The 19367-nt window shown below is 70.2% G+C and carries 20 protein-coding genes; 7 read left to right on the top strand and 13 right to left on the bottom strand.

Annotation, left to right across the window (positions count from 1 at the left end; all coding sequences use genetic code 11):
- The 7 genes from AB1634_12580 to rpsA all read left to right on the top strand — a co-directional run.
- Window positions 1-834: cytochrome c3 family protein (locus AB1634_12580; protein MEW6220353.1), on the top strand; the 834-nt coding region annotated here is incomplete at its 5' end.
- A gap of 176 nt (window positions 835-1010) precedes the next feature.
- Window positions 1011-2219, top strand: a complete 1209-nt coding sequence (locus AB1634_12575) for a hypothetical protein (GenBank protein MEW6220352.1) — start codon at window positions 1011-1013, stop codon at window positions 2217-2219.
- A 100-nt stretch (window positions 2220-2319) separates the two neighbouring features.
- Window positions 2320-3099, top strand: coding sequence for a glutamate racemase (gene murI / locus AB1634_12570; GenBank protein ID MEW6220351.1), 780 nt, complete (start codon window positions 2320-2322; stop codon window positions 3097-3099).
- 145 nt (window positions 3100-3244) lie between these two features.
- Window positions 3245-3928 (top strand): outer membrane lipoprotein carrier protein LolA, encoded by a 684-nt coding sequence (locus tag AB1634_12565; GenBank protein MEW6220350.1) that lies wholly within the window; start codon window positions 3245-3247, stop codon window positions 3926-3928.
- An 8-nt stretch (window positions 3929-3936) separates the two neighbouring features.
- On the top strand, window positions 3937-5754 hold the full coding sequence (locus tag AB1634_12560; protein MEW6220349.1) for a RiPP maturation radical SAM C-methyltransferase: 1818 nt from the start codon (window positions 3937-3939) through the stop codon (window positions 5752-5754).
- Window positions 5751-6821, top strand: coding sequence for an aminotransferase class I/II-fold pyridoxal phosphate-dependent enzyme (locus AB1634_12555; GenBank protein ID MEW6220348.1), 1071 nt, complete (start codon window positions 5751-5753; stop codon window positions 6819-6821). Before AB1634_12560 ends, AB1634_12555 begins: the two co-directional genes overlap by 4 nt.
- Before the next feature lie 39 nt (window positions 6822-6860).
- A complete protein-coding gene (gene rpsA, locus AB1634_12550; protein MEW6220347.1) occupies window positions 6861-8084 on the top strand; it encodes a 30S ribosomal protein S1 in 1224 nt (407 codons plus the stop codon).
- Here the strand turns inward: rpsA and rlmB are convergent.
- The 13 genes from rlmB to AB1634_12485 form a co-directional block, all read right to left on the bottom strand.
- Complete coding sequence (gene rlmB, locus AB1634_12545) at window positions 8050-8844, bottom strand: 23S rRNA (guanosine(2251)-2'-O)-methyltransferase RlmB (GenBank protein ID MEW6220346.1); 795 nt, start codon at window positions 8842-8844, stop codon at window positions 8050-8052. The two genes, rpsA and rlmB, sit on opposite strands and share 35 nt — an antisense overlap.
- A 92-nt stretch (window positions 8845-8936) precedes the next feature.
- Window positions 8937-11030: a thioredoxin domain-containing protein gene (locus AB1634_12540; GenBank protein MEW6220345.1), complete on the bottom strand. Its 2094-nt coding sequence runs from the start codon at window positions 11028-11030 to the stop codon at window positions 8937-8939.
- A gap of 68 nt (window positions 11031-11098) precedes the next feature.
- Entirely contained in the window at window positions 11099-11722 is a 624-nt protein-coding gene (gene gmk, locus AB1634_12535) for a guanylate kinase (protein ID MEW6220344.1), read from the bottom strand.
- Entirely contained in the window at window positions 11719-11991 is a 273-nt protein-coding gene (locus AB1634_12530; GenBank protein MEW6220343.1) for a DUF370 domain-containing protein, read from the bottom strand. Before AB1634_12530 ends, gmk begins: the two co-directional genes overlap by 4 nt.
- Before the next feature lie 11 nt (window positions 11992-12002).
- Window positions 12003-12890, bottom strand: a complete 888-nt coding sequence (locus tag AB1634_12525; protein MEW6220342.1) for a YicC/YloC family endoribonuclease — start codon at window positions 12888-12890, stop codon at window positions 12003-12005.
- Window positions 12887-13906 carry a D-glycero-beta-D-manno-heptose-7-phosphate kinase gene (gene rfaE1, locus AB1634_12520; GenBank protein MEW6220341.1) on the bottom strand — a complete coding sequence of 340 codons (1020 nt, stop codon included), beginning with the start codon at window positions 13904-13906 and terminating at the stop codon, window positions 12887-12889. Before rfaE1 ends, AB1634_12525 begins: the two co-directional genes overlap by 4 nt.
- A complete protein-coding gene (locus AB1634_12515) occupies window positions 13903-15402 on the bottom strand; it encodes a glycosyltransferase family 9 protein (protein MEW6220340.1) in 1500 nt (499 codons plus the stop codon). The genes rfaE1 and AB1634_12515 overlap by 4 nt, the downstream gene beginning before the upstream one ends.
- 103 nt (window positions 15403-15505) lie before the next feature.
- A complete protein-coding gene (locus tag AB1634_12510) occupies window positions 15506-16291 on the bottom strand; it encodes a class I SAM-dependent methyltransferase (GenBank protein MEW6220339.1) in 786 nt (261 codons plus the stop codon).
- Between the two features lie 9 nt (window positions 16292-16300).
- Window positions 16301-17089, bottom strand: coding sequence for a glycosyltransferase family 2 protein (locus AB1634_12505; protein ID MEW6220338.1), 789 nt, complete (start codon window positions 17087-17089; stop codon window positions 16301-16303).
- The gene (locus tag AB1634_12500; protein MEW6220337.1) at window positions 17086-17901 is read right to left on the bottom strand and encodes a glycosyltransferase; all 816 of its coding nucleotides are present in this window, start codon (window positions 17899-17901) and stop codon (window positions 17086-17088) included. The genes AB1634_12505 and AB1634_12500 overlap by 4 nt, the downstream gene beginning before the upstream one ends.
- Window positions 17902-17913: 12 nt before the next feature.
- Complete coding sequence (locus AB1634_12495; GenBank protein ID MEW6220336.1) at window positions 17914-18099, bottom strand: Trm112 family protein; 186 nt, start codon at window positions 18097-18099, stop codon at window positions 17914-17916.
- A 71-nt stretch (window positions 18100-18170) separates the two neighbouring features.
- Window positions 18171-18809, bottom strand: a complete 639-nt coding sequence (locus AB1634_12490; GenBank protein MEW6220335.1) for a transposase — start codon at window positions 18807-18809, stop codon at window positions 18171-18173.
- On the bottom strand, window positions 18793-19367 hold a 575-nt coding region (locus tag AB1634_12485), incomplete at its 5' end, for an MBL fold metallo-hydrolase (protein MEW6220334.1). The genes AB1634_12490 and AB1634_12485, both read right to left, overlap by 17 nt.

Genomic DNA, 19367 nt, shown 5'->3' with positions numbered 1-19367 from the left:
CCACCCGCAGTTGAGGACAAGAAGGCCGAAGACAAGGCCGGCGCGGGGGTCGAGGCGCCGCCCCCCGAGGCAAGCCCGGCGGCACCAGCGGCGGTGCTGGCGGCAGCCGCCCCGGAGGCCGATCCGGAGGCCCTCCTCAACGAGGGCGACTGCGCCAAGTGTCATGATGCCGAGCCGGCGGCCATCGAGGCCAACGGCGGCAGGCACAAGACGGCCGTCACCTGCCTGGAATGCCATCCCGAGCATCTGCCTCTCGGCGTGGATACCGTGCCGGAATGCGCGATGTGCCACGGCGGCAGCGGCCACTACGAGCTGGATAACTGCCTGGGGTGTCATGCCAATCCGCATTCCCCCTTGCTGATCGAGCCGGAAGACAGCCCGGAGACCACGGCGGGCTGTCTGTCCTGTCACGGGGAGAAGGGCGAGGAGTTTCGCACGAAGCCGACGCGGCACGCGGAGCAGAATTGCACCCTGTGCCATCCCGGACGGCACAAGACCATTCTGGACTGCCTGTCCTGCCACGAGCCCCACGCGCAAGGACAGGTCTACGAGGAATGCCTCGTCTGCCACCAGCCGCACAGTCCGCGGCCGGTCACTTACCAGGACGACACACCGTCGGCGGTCTGCGGTGGCTGCCACGGGGAGATCTTCCAGCGTCTGTCCAAGGACACCAGCAAGCACGCTGGCCTGGTGTGCGCATACTGCCACCGGCGGGAGCACCGGGTGATCCCGAGCTGCGGCGCCTGCCACACCAAGCCCCATCCGGACAGCCTGCTGGAGAGGTTCCCGGACTGTTTGCAGTGCCACCAGGATCCCCACGATCTGGTGGTCTAGACCAGGGAGAAGCCAGGCTGGGCGACCGGCCTCTGGTCTGTTTTTTGTGGAAGGTGTTTGGCCGGGAGGACCGGTGGCCACGCTGACCGACCCCGATTGGAGACCTGGGGGGCGGCCAAGGCGGCCGCTCGAGGACATAGTCACTATTCATCAGTGAGGAGGGGGAGATAGCCAGGATGAAGACGGAACATGTGCGCAGGCTGATCGGTGGTTTGGTTGGGTTGGGGGCGGTGGTCCTGCTGGCGACCGGCACGACGGCTGGCGTGGCCTGGGCTGCCCCGAAAAAGGCCCCGGAGGCGGCGGCCAAGGTCAAGGAGCCGGCCCGGCAGGGGGGTCCGGTGCACCTCACCGCCGAGGTCGGGCAGGTGCCGGCACGGCCGCCCCTCTATGACAAGGATGTCCAGCCCTTGTCCATGGAGCAGTGCGCCCAGTGCCATATCGGGGTTTTCACCCTGCTGCAGCAGAAGGGCGCTCGTCACCAGCTGCCATGCGTCTTCTGCCATACCGCGTATCACACCTATGCCCCGGGCAAGGTGGAGTACGCCGACGCCATCCCGAAGTGCGGCACCTGTCACGGCCTGCCCCATGGCAACGACCAAGTGGTCCAGAAGTGCGGCAGCTGCCACAGCAACGCCCACGCACCCCTGGTGATTCCGGATGTCACCGGCGACCAGTGCCAGCGCTGCCACAGTGGCCCGCCCCAGGCCCTCAAGCAGTACCCGAGCAAGCACAGCCAGGTGGCCTGCAACGACTGCCATACCTCCCACGGCTACATCCCCAAGTGCACCATGTGCCACAGCCAGGAAGGCGGCCTGCCGTTCCATCTGCTGGGCGTGGACGATTCGGTGTGCCTGGGCTGCCATCCGGTCCACAGCCCGCTGCAGATCAAGTACAGCGCCGAGACGCCGCAGGCCTACTGCGCGCCTTGCCACAAGAACGAGTCCCACGCCCGGGTGCTGAACGAGGTCCGGGCCGCCAACTCCAAGCACAACACCGAGGTGACCTGCGCCGGCTGCCATGACGAGCACGGCAAGATCCCCGAGTGCTTCACCTGCCACGAGCCGCACAAGCAGGGGCAGACCATCGCCGACTGCCAGCGCTGCCACAGCAACCCGCATCAGCCCAAGAACATCGCCTTCCCGGCGGAGGAGCCGCAGATCAACTGCGCCCCGTGCCACGGCGAGGTGTACAACGAGCTGCAGGCCAGCCGCACCCGCCACACCGCCCTGACCTGCGCCAAATGCCATCCGCGCCATGGTGAGATCCCCGAGTGCCAGCGCTGCCACGGCACGCCGCACGGCGAGGCCATGCTCAAGCAGTTCGGCACCTGCGGCGCCTGCCACGGCATCGCCCACAACGTCCAGGGCCGGATCAAGGCCAAGTGATCCGGATCGCCTGACAGACCCAGCATCAACCCTCTCAGGGGTTGCCGGGGCTTTCCCCCGGCAACCCCTGTTTTTGTTCGCTGAAGAGGCAGACCGCGCTATGATCGGTATCTTCGATTCCGGGGTCGGCGGTATGACCGTAGCCCGGGCTATCCGGCAGCTCATGCCCGGCTATCCCTTCCTCTATTTCGGGGATCTGGCCCGGACCCCGTACGGCAGCAAGAGCCCGGAGACCATCCTCGACTATTCCCGCCAGAACACCGCCTTCCTTCTGGAAAAGGGGGCGCGGGTGGTGGTGGTGGCGTGCAACACTGCTTCCAGCGTCGCTCCGGAGGTGCTGCGCCGGGAGTTCCCGGTGCCGATCTTCGAGGTGATCTCGCCGGTGATCGCTACCGTGGCCCGGGAAGGCCGGTTCCGCCGGATTGGCGTCATCGGCACCCGGGCCACGGTGCAAAGCGGGGTGTACGAGCGGGGCCTCAAGGAGGCGGTGCCGGGCCTGGAGGTGGATGCCGAGCCCTGCCCCCTGCTCGTTCCCCTGGTGGAGGAGGGCTGGACCAGCCGCCAGGAGACCAAGATGATCCTGCGGCGCTATCTGGCCCCACTGAAGGCGCGGCAGGTGGAGGCCCTCATCCTCGGCTGCACCCATTACCCGTTGTTGAAGCATCTGATTCAGATCCGGATCGGCCGCCGGGTGCGGATCATCGACTCCTCCGAGGAGGTGGCGGTTGCCCTGGCGCGCTTTCTGGACCAGGATCCGGGCCTGGCCGCCGCCCTGGCCGGTCAGGCGCCGGATCGCTTCTTTGTTTCGGACTGGACCCCGGCCGCGGCGGCCACCGCCCAGGCCATCTTTGGCCGGCCGGTGCATCTGGAGAAGGTGTGAGGGAGCGGCCCGGGGGCCAGGTCTTGTCACCGGCCGGGTGCTCAGGTATCGTTGGGCTGCCCTCCGGGGCTGGCCGGTTCGAGGGATGGCTGGCCGGCTTTTGTCCGGAGCGCTCATCTGACGGATAGGCACAAGAGGTGCAATCATGAAGAGGCCATGGCGTGTGCTGACGGTGCTGACCCTGCTGCTGGCAGCCCCCGGCGGCTGGACACTGAAGCTGGGGCCGGCGCCGGCCGCCGCCCTGACGGCGGACGATGTGGTGGCCGGGCTGCAGGCCCAGTATGAAAAGGCGGCCACCCTGGTGGCCGATTTCCGGCAGGTGACCCGTATGAAGGTGGCCTCCCGGGACCGGCAGGCCCGGGGGCAGGTGATGTTCAAGAAGCCGGGCCGGATGCGCTGGGACTACGTGGCCCCCGATCCCCAGGTGCTGGTGTCGGACGGCGACCGGCTGCTCATGTATTTCGAGAAGTCCCGGCAGATGATCGTCTCGTCGGCCCGGGAGGCCCTGGAGTCCGACGTCACCTACAGCTTCTTTGCCGGCAAGGGCGATCTGAGCCGGGATTTCGTGGCGGCGCCCTCGGACGAGGATCCCGGCGGACAGGACCAGTATGCGGTGGTGCTCACCCCGAAGGCACCCCATCCCCAGCTGGAGCGGCTGCACGTCTGGGTGGCCAAGACCGACTACCGCATCCAACGGCTGCGCATCGAGGACCATTTCGGTGGCAGCACCGATCTCTATTTCGAGAACCTCGAGGTCAATCGCCCCCTGGGGGACGACCTGTTCGTCTTCACGCCCCCTCCGGAGACCGAGGTCATCGAGCAGCGCTGAGGGCCGGCGTGGGTGATTCTTTCCGGGTGGCCCTGGTGGCCATGCCCTGGCCGCTCTTCAACCGGCCCCCCATCCAGCTGGGGATTCTCAAGGCCTATCTGGCCCAGGAGTGGCCCCAGGGGCGGGTGGATTGCCTGCACCCCTTCCTGGCGGTGGCGGCCCACCTGGGCACCGGCCTCTACCACGAGATCTCCCAGAGCCTCTGGCTGGCCGAGGCTTTGTACGCCGCCCTCCTCGATCCTGACCAGGCACCGGCGGCCTTGGCAGTGGCTGGCCGCGCCTGGCGCCGGCTCCGCCACCGGGGCCAGGAGACGCCGGCCACCGTCTCCCGCGGCCTGGCCGCGCATCTGGGGACCTGGCTGGGGGAGGTGGATTGGACCAGCTACCGGCTGGTGGGCTTTTCCATCTGCTACGGCCAGCTGGCAGCCAGCCTGGCCGCCATCCGTGGCATCAAGGACCGGGCGCCGGCGGTTCGGATCGTGGCCGGTGGCGCCTCCTGCGCCGGTGAGCTGGGGGCGGCCCTTGCGGCGGCTTGTCCGGAGATCGACTTCGTGGTGCCCGGGGAAGGCGAAGCCGCCCTCCTGGGCCTGTGCCGGTTCCTGGCCGGGGAGGTGGCGGAGCTGCCGGCCGGGGTTCTGGCCACAGGTCCGGGCAGCGGGCCGGGGGCACCGGCCCGGGCGGTGGATTTGGCCCGGCTGCCGGCTCCGGACTACCGGGACTATTTCACCGCATTGGGTGAGCTGTTCGGCCCGGCCGCCTTCTTTCCGGATCTCCCGGTGGAGCTGTCCCGGGGCTGTCCCTGGCGGCGGTGCGCTTTCTGCAGCCTCAACCTGCAGTGGCAAGGCTATCGGCCGAAAAAGGCGTCCCAGGTGGCCGCCGAGGTGGCGGTTCTTGCTAGCCGGCACCGGCTCTTGGATCTGGCCTTCATGGACAATGCCCTGCCGCCGGGCCCGGCCGCAGAGCTCTTCGCCACCATGGCCGCCCAGAAGCGGGACTACCGGGCCTTCGCCGAGCTGCGGGCCGGCGCCAGCACGGCGGAGCTGGCGCGGATGAGGGCGGGCGGCCTGCGGGAGATCCAGGTGGGCATCGAGGCTTTGGCTGCCGGCCTTCTGGCGCGCATGGCCAAGGGCACCACGGTCATGGACAACGTCAGCAGCATGCGTGCGGCGCTGGCGGCCGGGATCAGGCTCTCCGGCAACCTGATGATCGGTTTTCCGGGCAGCACCGAGGTTGACGTTCAAGAGACCCTGACCGTCTTGGACCTGGTCTTCCCCTGTTCCCCTCTGGACTTGGCGTTCTTCTTCCTGGGACACGGCAGCCCGGTGGACCAGGACCCGGCCCGCTTCGGCATCCGGGCCGTCTTTCCCCATCCCACGTGGCGGCGGTTGTTCGGCCCCGGCCTGGGGCGGGCTCTGGCCTTTCCGGTCAAAGGCTATGCCGGGGACCGCGGTGCCCAGGCCCGGCTCTGGGCGCCGGTGGTGCGCCGGGTCCGGGAGTGGCAGCGCTACCATCGACGCCGGGGGGCGACGGCGGTCGAGCGCCCCTTGCTCTCCTTTCGCGAGGGGGGTGACTTCCTGCTCCTGCGCCAGGAGACCGCGGCAGGCCAGGTGCTCCGCCACCGTCTGGCCGGCACCTCCCGGGCCATCTACCTGGCTTGCCAGGAGCCGGTGGCCTTGAGCGAGCTCCAGGTCGCCTTTCCCCAGGTACGACCGCCGGCCCTGGAGGGTTTTTTGGCCGAGCTGGTGGCGAAGAGGCTGCTGTTCCAGTCCGCTGGGCGCTGCCTGGCCCTGGCGGTGCCCGAGGCCGCACCAGGAGGGCAGCCATGATCGGCCCGCACGGCGGGGATATCCTGGCCACCGCCCGGCGCCTCGGCTGCCGGGTGGACGAGCTTGTCGATCTCTCCAGCAACCTCTCGCCCCTGGGGCCGCCACCGGATCTGCTGCTGCATCTGGCCGGCCATCTGCCCCAGATCGCCTGCCTGCCCGAGACAGGCAGCGAAACCCTGCAGGCGGCCTTTGCCCAGGCCCACGGCCTGCCGGCGGAGGCCGTGCTGGTGGGCAGCGGCACCACCGAATTCATCTTTGCCCTGCCGGCGGCCCTGGGCCGCGGCCGGACCCTGGTGATCGGTCCCACGTACAGTGACTATGCCCTGGCCAGCGAATGGGCAGGCCGCCAGGTCCGTCACTGGCTGCTGAGCTCGGCCGAGGATTTCCGTTTCCGGCCCGAGCAGCTCCTTGAGGATCTGGCGCCCGGGGATCTCGTGGCGCTGTGCAATCCCAACAACCCCACCGGCGGGCTGGTGGCCAGCCGGGAGCTGCGGCAGCTGGCGGCAGCGGCCCCCCGCTCGCTGTTCCTGGTGGATGAGACCTACCGGCCTTTCTGCACCGGCGATTCCTTGCTCTCGGAGGCCCTGCCAGCCAACCTCCTGGTCCTGGCTTCCTTTTCCAAGATCTACTCGATCCCTGGCTTGCGCCTGGGGTTCCTGGCCGGGGCGCCGGATCTGCTCCAGCGGCTGGAGAGCCAACGCCGGCCCTGGGGGGTCAACCGGCTCGCTCAGCTGGCCGGCCTGTATCTCTTGGCCCACGGCCGGGCCCAGGAGGAGGCGGTGCGGGCCTATCTGGCCCAGGCCCGCCCGGCCCTGGTGGCTGGCCTGGCCGGCCTGCCCGGGGTGCGGCCGCTGCCGGGCCGGGCCCACTTTGTGCTCTGTTGGCTGGCCGCGGGCCAGTCGGCCGCCTGGCTGCGCACAATGCTTCTGGAGCGGCGGGTCATGATCCGGGACTGTTCGAGCTTCGTCGGGCTCGATGACCGCTACTTCCGGGTATCTGCGGGACCGCCGGCCGCCAATCAGGCCCTCCTGGCCGCCCTGGCAGGGGTGCTGGCCGAGGCGGCCTGACCACTCCACACCCTCAACCTGTCTTACGAGGCTTCATCTATGCAGGACGACAAGGAGCATCCCCAGGAGGACGAAGGCAGCTTCGCCGATCTTTTTGCCCAGGAGGGCTTGGCCCCTCCCAGCCTGACCCCGGGCCAGAAGGTGGAGGCCCGGGTCACCAGCATCGGCCAGGAATCGGTGTTCATCGATGTGGGCGCCAAGTCGGAGGGGGTCATCCCCCGCCGGGAGCTGGAGGACGAGACCGGGACCCTGACGGTTATGGTGGGGGATCCGGTGCGGGCCTTCTTTCTGGGACGGGACAGCCAGGGGCTGGTGTTCACCACCGGCGTCGGCTCCGGGGCGGCATCGGCGGCCGAGCTGGAGCAGGCCTGGCAGACCGGCATCCCGGTGGAGGGCACGGTGACCGGCGAGGTCAAGGGTGGCTTCTCCGTGCAGGTGGCTGGCGGCCGCCGGGCCTTCTGCCCCTTCTCCCAGATGGACCTGCGCCGGGTGGGTGAGCCTGCCGCCTACCTGGGCCAGCGCCTGGCCTTCATGATCACCAACTACGGCGAGGGGGGGCGCAACATCGTCCTCTCCCGGCGTCCAATCCTGGAGGCGGAGCGGGAGCGGCAGCGCCAGGAGGCCCGGCAGACCCTTGAGGAAGGGATGACCGTGCGCGGCCGGGTGACCGGCAGCCGGCCCTTCGGGGTGTTTGTGGAGGTGGCCGGCATCGAGGGCCTGATTCCCGCCTCGGAGCTCTCCTGGGACCGGCGGGCCGCTGTTGCCTCGGTGCTCGCCGAAGGCCAGGAGGTGGAGGTCAGGATCCTCAAGCTGGACTGGGAGGCCAACCGCTTCACCTTCAGCCTCAAACAGCTGGCCGAGGATCCCTGGCTCACCGCAGCCCAGGGCTTTGCCGAGGGCTCGTGGCACGACGGTGTGGTGGCCCGGCTCACCGCCTTCGGCGCCTTCGTCACCCTGGCCCCCGGGGTGGATGGCCTGGTGCATATCTCGGAGATGGGCCAGGGCCGCCGGATCAACCATCCCCGGGAGGTGGTGCAGGAGGGCCAGGAGGTGCGGGTGCGCATCAAGGGGGTGGATGGAGATTCCCGGCGGATCGCCCTGTCCCTGGCCGAGGACGAGGTCAAGGTCAAGGCCCGGGAGGAGGCGGACTACCAGGCAACCCTCTCGGAGATCCGCCGGGAGGCCGGCCCCAGGCTGGGCACCCTGGGGGAGAAGCTGGCAGCGTCTCTTATGGGCAAGACCGAGGGCAGGAAGCGGCGGTAGCTGCGGCCAGGTGGCGGCGGCGGATCTCGAACAGCACCACCGCGGCGGCCACCGCAACGTTCAGGGACTCGACCCCGGCTGCCATGGGAATAGCCACCAGGCCGTCGAGATGGCGGCGGACACCGGGCCGGATGCCCCGGCCCTCACTCCCCACCACCAGGCCGATCCGGCCGGCCAGGTCGGTCTGGTACAAGGAGGCCGGTGCGTCGGCCGCGGTGCCGTGCAGCCAGAAGCCGGCCTCTTTGAGGCGGGTCATGGCCTGGCCGAGGTTGGTGACCCGGCACACCGGCAGCCGGGCCGCCAGGCCGGCGGAGGCCTTCACCGCGGCAGCCGACAGGGGCGCCGCCCGATCCTTGGTCAGGATGAGGCCGTCGGCGCCCGCTGCCGCTGCCGCCCGGATGACGGCCCCCAGGTTGCGGGGGTCCTCGATGCCGTCCAGGAGCACGAGCACCGCCTCCGGCCGTCCGGCCACCTGGGCCAGGAGGTCGTCCAGGGGGAGGTAGGCAAAGGGGCTGACTGCCGCCACCACCCCCTGGTGGGCCTCCTGGCGGTCAAGCCCCGGCCGCCCTGTCCCCTGCCGGAGCTTCACCCCGTGCTGGCGGCACAGGCCGATGATCTCGGCGATGCGGGCGTCTGGTCGCCGTCTGAGGACGGTGACCTCGATCACCCGGGCCGGCTGCAGCCGCAGCAGCTCCAGCACCGGGTTCACCCCCCAGATGCGGTCTTCGGCCTCCCCTTTTCCCTCTGGCTCCTTGTGCATGGCATTCCCTGCTCCACGGCATGGGGGCGGTCGGACGCGTCCGGCGGGTCCGGCGGGTCGGATCCGTGGCCTGTCCCCTGAAGCCTGCCCGGTCACCCCGCAGGCGGCACGGCCAGCAGGCGGCGCAGCTTCTCCGGCTCGGCGATGGCGTCCAGGCAGCTTGTTCCCTGGCAGACCTGGGCCCAGGCCCGGCCGTCTCCGGTGTGCATGGCGCGGGTAAAGGGCGCCAGCTCGGCCACCGTCTCCTCGCCGGGTGCGGCCAGGAGCACCTGGGTCTCCGGGCAGTAGGTGCTGCCAAGGACCGCCAGCAGGGCCCTGGTGCCGGCGGCCTCCGGAGGGCCGGCAATCGCCACCTGCCGGCCGGGCTCCAGGAGGAGCGCTGCACCGGTCAAAAACTGGCAGAAGGCGGCCGGGTAGGTCTCCACCCGACCGGCGCAGGCCGAGGCCAGGGCCTGGGCCCGCTCTGTCCAGGCGGGGGCGGCCAAGAGCAGACCGAGGCGGGCAAACACCTCCAGGGCCACCGAGTTGGCGGACGGGGTGGTGCCGTCATACACCTCTTTGGGTCGCAGCACCAGGGCCTCGGCATCGTGGGCCGTGTCGAAGAGATTGCCGTGGGCCTCATCCCGGAAGCGGTGCCACAGCTCGTTGGCCAGGGTCAGGGCCTGGCGCAGGTGCTCGGCCTGGAAGGTGGCCCGGTAGAGGTCCAGGCAGGCCCGGGCCAGGAAGGCGTAGTCTTCGGCAAAGGCCGGCACGGCCAACTCCCCCTGCCGCCAGCGCCGGTGGAGCTGGCCGGCCGGCATCATGGTGCCGAGCACGAAGGCCAGGGCCTGCTCTGCCTGCCGGGCATAGCGCTCGTCCTCCAGAACGGTGGCCGCCCGCGCCAGGGCCGAGATCATGAGACCGTTCCAGCCAGCCACCACCTTGTCATCCCGGGCAGGTCGCACCCGGCGGACCCGGGCGGCGAGCAGCTGCTGGCGGCTGGCGGCCAGGCGGGCCTCCAGCTCGGCCAGGGGCAGCGCCAGCTCCCGGGCCCAGGCGTCCAGGGGTCTGGTCAGGTGCAGGATGTTCTGGCCGGAGACTTGGCCGCTGGCCTCATCCCGGAAATTGCCCTCTTCCCGCACCCCGTAGACCCGGCAGAACAGGTCCCCTTCGCAGACCCCCAGGCGCTCCAGGATCTCGGAGCGGCGCCACAGGTAGTATTTGCCTTCCACCCCCTCGGTGTCGGCATCCTCCGCTGCCCAGAATGCGCCTTCCGGGCCGGTCAGGTCCCGGTCCACGTACTGGAGGATCTCGGCGGCCATGGTGCCGAATTCGGCGCGGCCGCAGGCCTGGCAGGCCTCCAGGCAGGCCATGGCCAGGCCTGCCTGGTCGTAGAGCATCTTTTCGAAGTGGGGCACAAGCCAGTCGGCGTCGGTGGCGTAGCGGTGGAAGCCGCCGCCCAGCTGGTCCCAGATCCCCCCCTGCCGCATGGCCACCAGGCTGGTCTCCACCAGAGGGAGGAGGCTGGGATCAGCGAGACGCCGGGCTCGGCGCAGGAGGAAGATCAGGTTGTGGGGCGTGGGGAACTTGGGCGGCGGACCGAAGCCGCCCCGGCGGCTGTCGAAGGTCCGGCGCAGGGTCTCGGCGGCCTCCTTGAGGAGCGCCGGGCGGAGCCGGCCCTGCCAGCCCTCGCCGACGACCGCCTGCAGGTGGTCGACGATGTCCTGGGCCGACTGGATGACCCGCTGCGGGTGCTCCTGCCACAGGCCGGCGGCCCGCTCCAGGAGGTCCAGGAGGCCCAGACGGTCCTGCCGGCTGCGGGGCGGAAAATAGGTGCCGGCGAAAAAGGGCAGCCGCTCCGGAGTCAGGAAGATGGTCAACGGCCAGCCGCCGGCGCCGGTCAAGGCGTGGCAGACCCCCATGTAGATCTGGTCCAGGTCCGGGCGCTCCTCCCGGTCCACCTTCACGGGGATGCTCAGGCGGTTGATCACCGCCGCTGCTGCCGGATCCTCGAAGGTCTCCCGCTCCATGACATGGCACCAGTGGCAGGTGGCGTAGCCGATGGACAAAAAAACGATTTTGCCCTGGGCCCGTGCCAGGGCAAAGGCCTCCTCGCCCCAGGGGTACCAGTCCACCGGGTTGAAGGCGTGCTGGAGAAGGTAGGGGCTCTTCTCGCGGATGAGCCGGTTGGCGGCGTGGCTGGTCATGGGATCTGGCTTCCTGGCGCTGACGCCTGCGCGTCTTTTTCCAGTCCATGCCAGAGACCGCCCGGCCGTCAAGGATTTTCTGGCATGGCCAGCACCGGCAGGGGGCGGCCGTCCGGCCGGCAGCGGCGGCGGCTGCGGCTGGCGACGATGATGGCCCGCATGGTCTCCACCGCCTCCTCCAGGGAATCGTTTTCGACCGCAAAGTCATAGAGGGGAAGGCTCGCCAGCTCCTGCCGGGCGTTGGCCAGCCGGCGGGCCACCACCTCGGGCGGATCGGTGCCGCGGCCCCGCAGCCGCCGCTCCAGCTCGGCCCAGGAAGGGGGCAGGATGAAGATGAAGAGGGCCGGCAGATCGCGGCTTCTCCGGATCTGGGCCGCGCCCTGGGTATCGATGTCCAGGACCACGTCCAGCCCCTGGCCAAGCTGCGACTCCACCGCCAGGCGGCTGGTGCCGTAGAGATTGCCGTGCACCTCGGCCCACTCCAGGAAGGCGCCGGCCGCCTGCATGGCCACAAACGCCTCCCGCCTGACGAAGTGGTAATGGACCCCGTCCTCTTCTCCTGGCCGAGGTGAGCGGGTGGTATGGGAGACCGAGAAGGTCAGGTTGGGGGTGCCGGCGATCACCCGGCCCAGGATGGTGGACTTGCCGGCTCCGGAAGGGGCGGAGACCACGAACAGACTGCCACCGCTCACGGCAGCCGGGCCTCGATCTTGCCGTCGCCGGAGGTGGCCAGGCGCAGGGCGATGGTCTCCGGCTGCACCGAGGACAGGACCACGTGGCCGCTGTCCAGGACGATCACCGAGCGGGTGCGCCGGCCCTCGGTGGCATCCACCAGCCGGCTGTTGGCCTTGGCGTCGTCCTTGAGCTTTTTGGCCGGCGACGACTTGGGATTGACCACCGCCAGCATGCGGCTGGCCAGAATGATGTTGCCGAACCCGACATTGATGACCTTGCCGTCCATGATCCTGCACCTCACTCGATGTTCTGCACCTGCTCTCTGATCCGCTCCAGCTCGTTCTTCAGCTCGACGATGGCGTGGCTGGTGCCGGCCTCGTTGATCTTGGCGCCCAGGGTGTTGAGCTCCCGTAGGATCTCCTGGGCCAGGAAATCCAGGCGCCGGCCGACCGGCTCGTCCTGGGCGAGGAAGCTCCGGAACTGTCCCAGGTGGCTGGTCAGGCGCACCAGCTCTTCCGTGACATCGGTCCGATCGGTGAGGATGGCGCACTCCTGGGCCAGGCGGACCGGGTCCAGGCCGGAAGTGCCCAGCAGCTGCTGCAGGCGCTCTTCCGTGGCCTGCCGCCGGCGGGCGGCCAGCTCCGGCGCCTGGGCTTCGATGCCCTGGACCGTGGCGGCGAAGGTGTCCAGGCGGGCCAGAAGGTCAGCCTGCAGATGCCGGCCTTCGGCGGCCCGCATGGCATGGGCTGCGGCCAGGGCCTGCTCCAGGGCGGCCGCCACCAGGGGCCAGGCCCCTTCCGGATCGTCGCTCACCGGGGTGGCGGCGATCACATCCGGATAGGCCGCCACCAGGGCCAGGTCCGCTGAAAACGGCAGGCCGAGGCTGGTGGCCAGCTCCCGCAGACAATCGTGGTACTGGCGGGCGAGGTCGGTGTTGAGGGACAGGCGCACGGCGGCCTGGGGCCCGCCGCCCTGGTCGATGGTGACGTCGATGCGGCCGCGGCCGAAGGCGCCGGCCACCGCGCGTCTGACCCGATCCTCCAGGGCGGAAAGGCTCCGGGGCAGGCGGACGTTGATCTCGCAGTACCGGTGGTTCACCGAACGGATTTCCACCGTCCAGGTGCGGGGCGGCTCGCCGGCCAGGCCGCGACCGAAGGAGGTCATGCTCAGGGGGCGGTCAGTCATGGTGCTCCTGGATCCCCGGCGCCGGCCGCAGCCAGGGCGGCGGTCAGCTCCTGGGGGCTGGTGGTGGCGGTACCCAGCTTGCCGACCACGATGCCGGCAGCGACATTGGCCAGAGCGGCAGCAGCCGCCAGGGGCAGCCCGGCGGCCAGGCCCAGGGCCAGGGTGGCGATCACTGTGTCACCGGCGCCGGTGACATCGAACACCTCCCGGGCCTGGGTGGGGATGGTCAAGGCCGGCCGGTCCCGTTCCACCAGGGTCATGCCGGCCTCGCCCCGGGTCACCAGCACGGCCTCGCAGGCCAGGCGCTCCCGGAGGCCCTGGGCCGCGGCCACCAGATCGGCCTCGCTGTCCACCGGCAGGCCGGCCATTCGCTCCGCCTCCAGCTGGTTGGGGGTGATCAGGCCGACGCCAGCAAAGAGATCCCGGTGCTGCGGCTTGGGATCCACCACCACCGGGATGCCCTTCGCCCGAGCCATGGGCACCAGACCGGCCATCAGGTCTCCGGTGACCACCCCTTTGCCGTAATCGGAGACGATCACCACCTGCACCTGCCCCAAGGCGTGGCCGATCATGGCCAGCAGGGCGGCGGCGCTGGCGGGGTCCAGATCGGCACAGGTCTCCCGGTCGAAACGAACCACCTGCTGGTGGTGGGCGATGACCCGGGTCTTGATGGAGGTGGGGCGGTCAGGGTGGCGCAGGATGGCGGTGGCCGGCGCGTCGATGGCGTCCAGCAGCTCGAAAAGCCGGTCACCGGCGGGGTCGCTGCCCACCACCCCGCACAGGCAGGCCTGACCCCCCAGGGCCCGGATGTTGTGCAGCACGTTGGCAGCGCCCCCGAGAAGAAGACTCTCCCGCCGCACGTTGACCACCGGCACCGGCGCCTCGGGGGAGATGCGGCTCACCTGGCCCCAGATGAAATGGTCGACAATGACGTCGCCCACCACCAGGATGCGGGCCTGGGGGAAGCGGGCCACTGCCGCGGCCAGCTCCGGGGCCGGTGCTGCCCGGCTGCTCATGGGCGGCTCCCGGCCGCGGCTGCCAGCACCGTTGCCATGGCCGTCTCCACTTGGCCGACCAGCGCGGCCGGCGCCATCTCCGGCTCGGCCACCAGGGTCTGGCCAGCCGCCCGGGACAGGGGCTGCCAGCGCTCGATGAAGCGGCGGTGCGGGGCGCCGGCAAAGATGGTCACGGCCGGCCGCGCCAAGGCGGCCGCCAGGTGGCCGCAGGCCGAGTCGTAGCCCAGAAAGCCGTCGGCGACGTTGATGAGACCGGCCACGGTGGCCAGGGATCCCTGGACCCCGATCACCCCGCAACCCTGGACGGGCAAGCGCTCCAGAATCTCGGCCTCCCGGACGAGGCAGCTGGCCAGGCCCTGGCCGGCGGCCTCGTCCAGCACCAGCCGGCAGCGCGCCACCCCTTCGTCGCCGGCGCCGCAGTCCAGGACCACCACCGTATCGGGTCTCATCCTGGCCAGGCCACAGACAAGCTGGGCCTCGAAATCACCAGCCACCCGCTTGCGATCGTTGCCACCCACCCCGAGGTTGACCACCACGAGATGCCGGCAGCCGGCGGCGGTCAGGCGGCTCCGGAACGCCGCTGCCCGCGCCTGGTCCTCCGGGGCCAGCCAGACCGCTGGCCAGGCAAAGGGGCCGGGGCCAAGCACACTGTCCAGCCAGTCGTTGGCCAGGGCCGACAGGGAGGGGCCGAGCAGGCCGGGCAAGGCCTGGCGGGAAGGGAAGAGACGGGTGCAGTCGGCATGGAGGGCCGGCAGGAGACCCAGCTGGGTCAGCCGGCTGTCGGGATCGAAGAGCAGGGTGCGCCCATCATCCGGGGCGCTGCCAGCCAGAAGGCGCACTTGGTCGTGCAGCGCGGGCCATTGTCCCAGCCGGGCAGCCAGCCCACCCCCGCGCGGATACTCCATGGGGACGAGGGACAGCCGTGGCCAGCCTCCGAAGAGCTGGGCCTGCTTCCTTGGCGCGACCAGGACCAGCTCAGCGGCCGGAAAGGCGGCCGCCAGCCGCTGCAAGAGGACGCTGGTGATGGCAATATCGGCGCCGATGGTAACCCGGGACAGGACCAGGCACCGCTCGACCCGGTGGCGGTTCTCCACCGGCCGGGGCCGGGCAAGCAGCTCGCAGCGCTCCACCAGCTGGGCGGGACTGGCCAGGCCGTGCTCGGCCAGGCGGCGGTCCAGCTCCTGGCCCCAGGGCAGACGGCGGCGCACCTCCTGGATGAGGCAGGCCAGGAGGCGGTTGGTGGCCCAGACCCCGGCCTGGCTGAAGTCGTCGCACAGCCTTTCCACGGCCCTGGTGTAGAGGGCCGTGGTGGCCAGGTCGCTCATGGTCGGATCTGCGGCGCAGGCCAGCTCGCAAAGCCCTCCCACCAGCACCCAGTCCAGCTCCTGGCTGTCCAGGGCCTGATGCGCCAGGCCGGCCGCCAGGGCAGCCAGACGCTCGCCCAGGGGGCGGGGTTCGGTCTTTGGGTCCGAGCTCGTGGTGTCGTCGTGGTCCATCAACAAGGCCCAGGAAGGAAGCGCTGCCAGGGGAGTCTCACAAAGGGCGGATTATAGACGCCGCCCCTTCTTCCGGCAACCGCCATCATCGTAATCTCTTGAGTCATCGCGGCTTCTCGGCGGTGACGATCAGGGTGCGGCCCAGGAGCAGGGGCCAGGAGTTGATCGCCCCCAGAAGCCCGCGGTTGCCGCTGTCCAGGCTGCCGGACCGGCGGCCCAGCAGCAGCCGGTAGCCGGCCGTGGCCAGCCGCAGGGGCCAGGCCAGGAAAAGCCCCCAGAACAGGGCCGAGCGGCGGTAGCGGTCCACCCGGACGGCCAGGTTGGCAAAGCCCGCCTTCCTCAAGGCATAGGCCAAAAAGTACCAGGAGACCGGATGGATGTGGCCGCCCAGCTCCCGGGGATCAGGATCCAGGGGCAGGGGATCGAAGAGCTCCGGGAAGCCGCAGGCAAACTGCTTGGCACGGCTGCGCAGGTTCAAGAGGTTGGGGGTGGTGATCACGGCCAGGCCACCGGGCGCCAGGATCCGGTAGATCTCCCGGGCGAACTGGAAATGGTTCTCCAGGTGCTCGATGACCTCCACCGAGCAGACCGCCGCAAAGGAGGCGCCGGGAAAGGGCAGAGCTGCGTTGAGATCCGCCTGCTGGCACCGGACGCCGGGCACCCGGAAATACTGGGGCAGAAGATCGCAGGCCACGATGGCACCAGCCAGGTCCGTCTCCCCTCGTGCCAGCAGATGGCGGGCGATGAGGGCGGAAAGGTACCCTTCGCCGGCCCCCAGGTCCAGGATGGGCCGGGGCCAGGGCTGACGTTCGGCCAGGATGTCGAGCACCCACTGGTTGGTCACCGGCAGGGAGCGGGAGCTGATGTCGTCCGGGATGGCTGCGGGCATGGGCAGGGCTCAGGAGCTGGCTGCCGGAAGGTCCTGGGAGCGGCGGCCCGCCTCCCGGAGCTTGGCGTACTTGTAGAAGGTATTGACCCCGTCCGAGACCGCGATGACGAGGCCCTCAGGGCCATCGAGAAAGCCGGCCCGCAACAGGTAGTTGTGGACAAAGGCCCACAGGGCCCGGAAAAGCGCGGTGAGGATGCCGGCCCGCCGGCCCTGGCGGAAGAGCTCTGCCGCGCCCAGGCTGGAGTAGCGGTTGATCTTCTCCAGGACCTGGGCGAGATCCCGGTTGGTGTCGTGCACGATGGGCTGGGAGAGCTCGGCCACCGGGCCGTCCACCTCCAGGGCCTCGTGCACCAGCCGGGCGGCCATCCGGGCGCGACCCTTCCGGAAGAGGCGCACGGTCCGGTCCGGCCACCAGCCGCCATGCCGGATCCAGCGGCCGGCAAAAAGATTCTTGCGGGGCAGGGAAAAGGCCGCCGGCGCCTCGGGGTTGGCGATGGCGGCGGCCAGCTCGGCAGCGGTCTCGGCCGGCAGGCGCTCATCGGCGTCCAGGAGCAGGATCCAGGGCTCCTGGCAGGCATCCATGGCCCGCTGCTTCTGGACGCCGAAGCCCTGCCAGGGGGCAACGATCACCCGGGCGCCCAGGGCCTTGGCCACCGCCACGGTGTTGTCGGTGCTCTCCCCATCCACCACCACGGTCTCGGCGGCAAAGGCCACCGAGGCCAGGCAGGCCGGCAGCCGGTCCGCCTCGTTGCGGGTGATGGTGGCCACCGACAGGGGCAGGCGGGCCGGTCCGCTCACGGCCGCTCCGGCACCGTGCCAGCCGGGGGCACCAGGCCCTGGCAACAGCGGAAATCGGCCCGGCTCAAGCTCTCCGCGAGCCGCCGATCGTTTTCGGCCAGCCGGCCATCCACCCGGCTCGGGTGGCCAAGGTGGAAGACCAGGGCCCGGAAGGGATGATCCTTCCTCATGACCCCGTACTTGAAGAGCCGGCCGGCCAGGTCGGAGTCCTCCCGGCCCCAGCCCTCGTACGCCTCGTCAAAGCCGTTCACCGCCTCCAGGTCCTGGCGCCAGAGTCCGAGGTTGCAGCTCTTGATGCCCGCCAACCGCCGGCTGCGGCGGGCGGGCCAGAGCGGCACCGGCAGGAGATGATGGGCGTTGCCCAACTGGCCTCGGGCCGCCAGGCCGAAGAGCTGGCCGGGACGGTCCAGATCGGCAGCGGAAAACGCCTCCGCCATCCCCTGGGCGACCAGAAGCCGCTTGCCCTGCACAAAGACGCCGGGCTCCGCCATCTCCAGGTGGTCGGCCAGCCAGCGCCGCACCGGCAGACAGTCGCCGTCCAGGAGCAGGATGTACCGGCCGCGGGCCTGCCGGATGGCGGCGTTGCGGATGCGGGCCGCCCGGAAGCCCTGGTGCTCCTGCCAGACATGGCCCAGCGGCACCGGAAAGTCGGCCTGGCGCCGGCGGATGAGCTGCCGGGTCGGCTCTCCGGAGCCATCGTCCGCCACGATCACCTCATCCGGCAGCCGGGTCTGGGCGGCCAGGGCGTCCAGGGCCCGCGCCAGGGCCGAGGGCCAGTCACAGGTGGTGACGATGACGCTGGTGAAGGGCATGATGCTGACCGCCTACTGGGCCGGGGTATCGGCGGGCAGCTTCCTGGCCTCTTCCACCAGCATGATCGGGATGTCGTCCCGGATCTCGTAGAGAAGCCGGCAGGCGGCACAGATGAGGCCGTCGCCCTGGGGGGTGAGGGTCAGTGCGCCTTTGCACTGCGGGCAGGCAAGGATCTCCAGCAGCTCCTGGCTGATCATGGTGTATGGCCTCCGCGTTTGGTGGTCAGTGGTCTGCAGCTGTCCGGATGGCGCCGTCGTGCCGGATTCCGTCAGCCGGGGGCCCGCCCTGGCGCCACGATTTTCCCCAGGTTCTCACGATCCGTCGCCCAGCAGCCGGGGTTATCCACGATGTATTGGCGAATGCGCTGCAAGGAGCCCTGATCGCGGATGACGTGCTCATAGTAGCTGCGTTGCCAGACCGGTGCACCGGGTGTACCACGGCGCGCGTTGATCTGTCTCGCGGCAGCCGACTTGAACGAACCGACCATGGAGGCCACCGATCGCGGTCTTGGTCCCATGGGGGAGGCCAGAGGATGGGCAGGGCGCGCCGGCGCCTCCTGCGCCTCCGCCGTCCATGTTTCGCACGGGCACCCTGGCGATGGCACCCCTCCCGGCGCCGGGCCCAGTGGCGAGACCGGCTGGCCAAGGACGAGAATGCCGTGCACGTGGTGGGGCATCACCACCCAGGTATCCAGGGGCACCGTTGGGAAATGGCCGGCAAGCGCCAGCCAGCACCCGGCAACAATCTCTCCATATTCGTTTCGTTGCACGCCGCCTTCCGTCGCGTCGCCGAACAGGCACAGGCGGTCTCCAGTGCAGATGGTCACCGCGTACGCCCCGGACTGGGAATAATCGAAGCCCTTGAGGCGAAGGGACTGGCGATGATGCCGGTCAGGGTCGAATACCATGGCCCGGATGCAGAGCCCGCCGGACGCCCCGTTCCCAGGCCGGCCCGTGGCGCAACGGGGCGAACAGGCCGGCATCCAGTCCCACTTGGCTGGCCAGGGAGCGGGCCACCAGGGGATTGACCGCCACCGGCGGCAGGCCCAGCTCGGCCACTGCCAGCCGGCACAGCGTAAGGGCCGGCTGGGCGCCCTCTCTGGCCGCAATGGCGCTCACCACCTGGTGGTGGCGGGCGAGGACCGCCAGGCCAGCATCGAGATGGGCCGCCACCGCCGTCCCGGCCTGGGGCGGCGCCCAGGCGGACAGAAGATGCCGCACCCCGGCGAGCCCTGCCAGCCGGCGCAGGGAGGCGATGCTGGTGGCGGCATCGTCGTAGATGGGCAGATCCCCGGCCACCGGCACCGCATCGCCGCAGCACAGCACCCCCTGCTCCTCCAGCAGGAAGGAGACCGAGCCGGGCGAATGGCCCGGGGTATGGAGCACCCGCACCGCGAGCCCCGCCTCCAGCTCGATGACCTGGCCGTCGGCGAGCGCCATGTCCACCGGCACCGAGCCGGCCACCA

It is taken from the genome of Thermodesulfobacteriota bacterium (genome assembly GCA_040755095.1).
In the GTDB taxonomy this organism is placed as follows: Bacteria; Desulfobacterota; Desulfobulbia; order Desulfobulbales; family JBFMBH01; genus JBFMBH01.
This window is presented reverse-complemented; position numbering and strand designations above follow the sequence as displayed.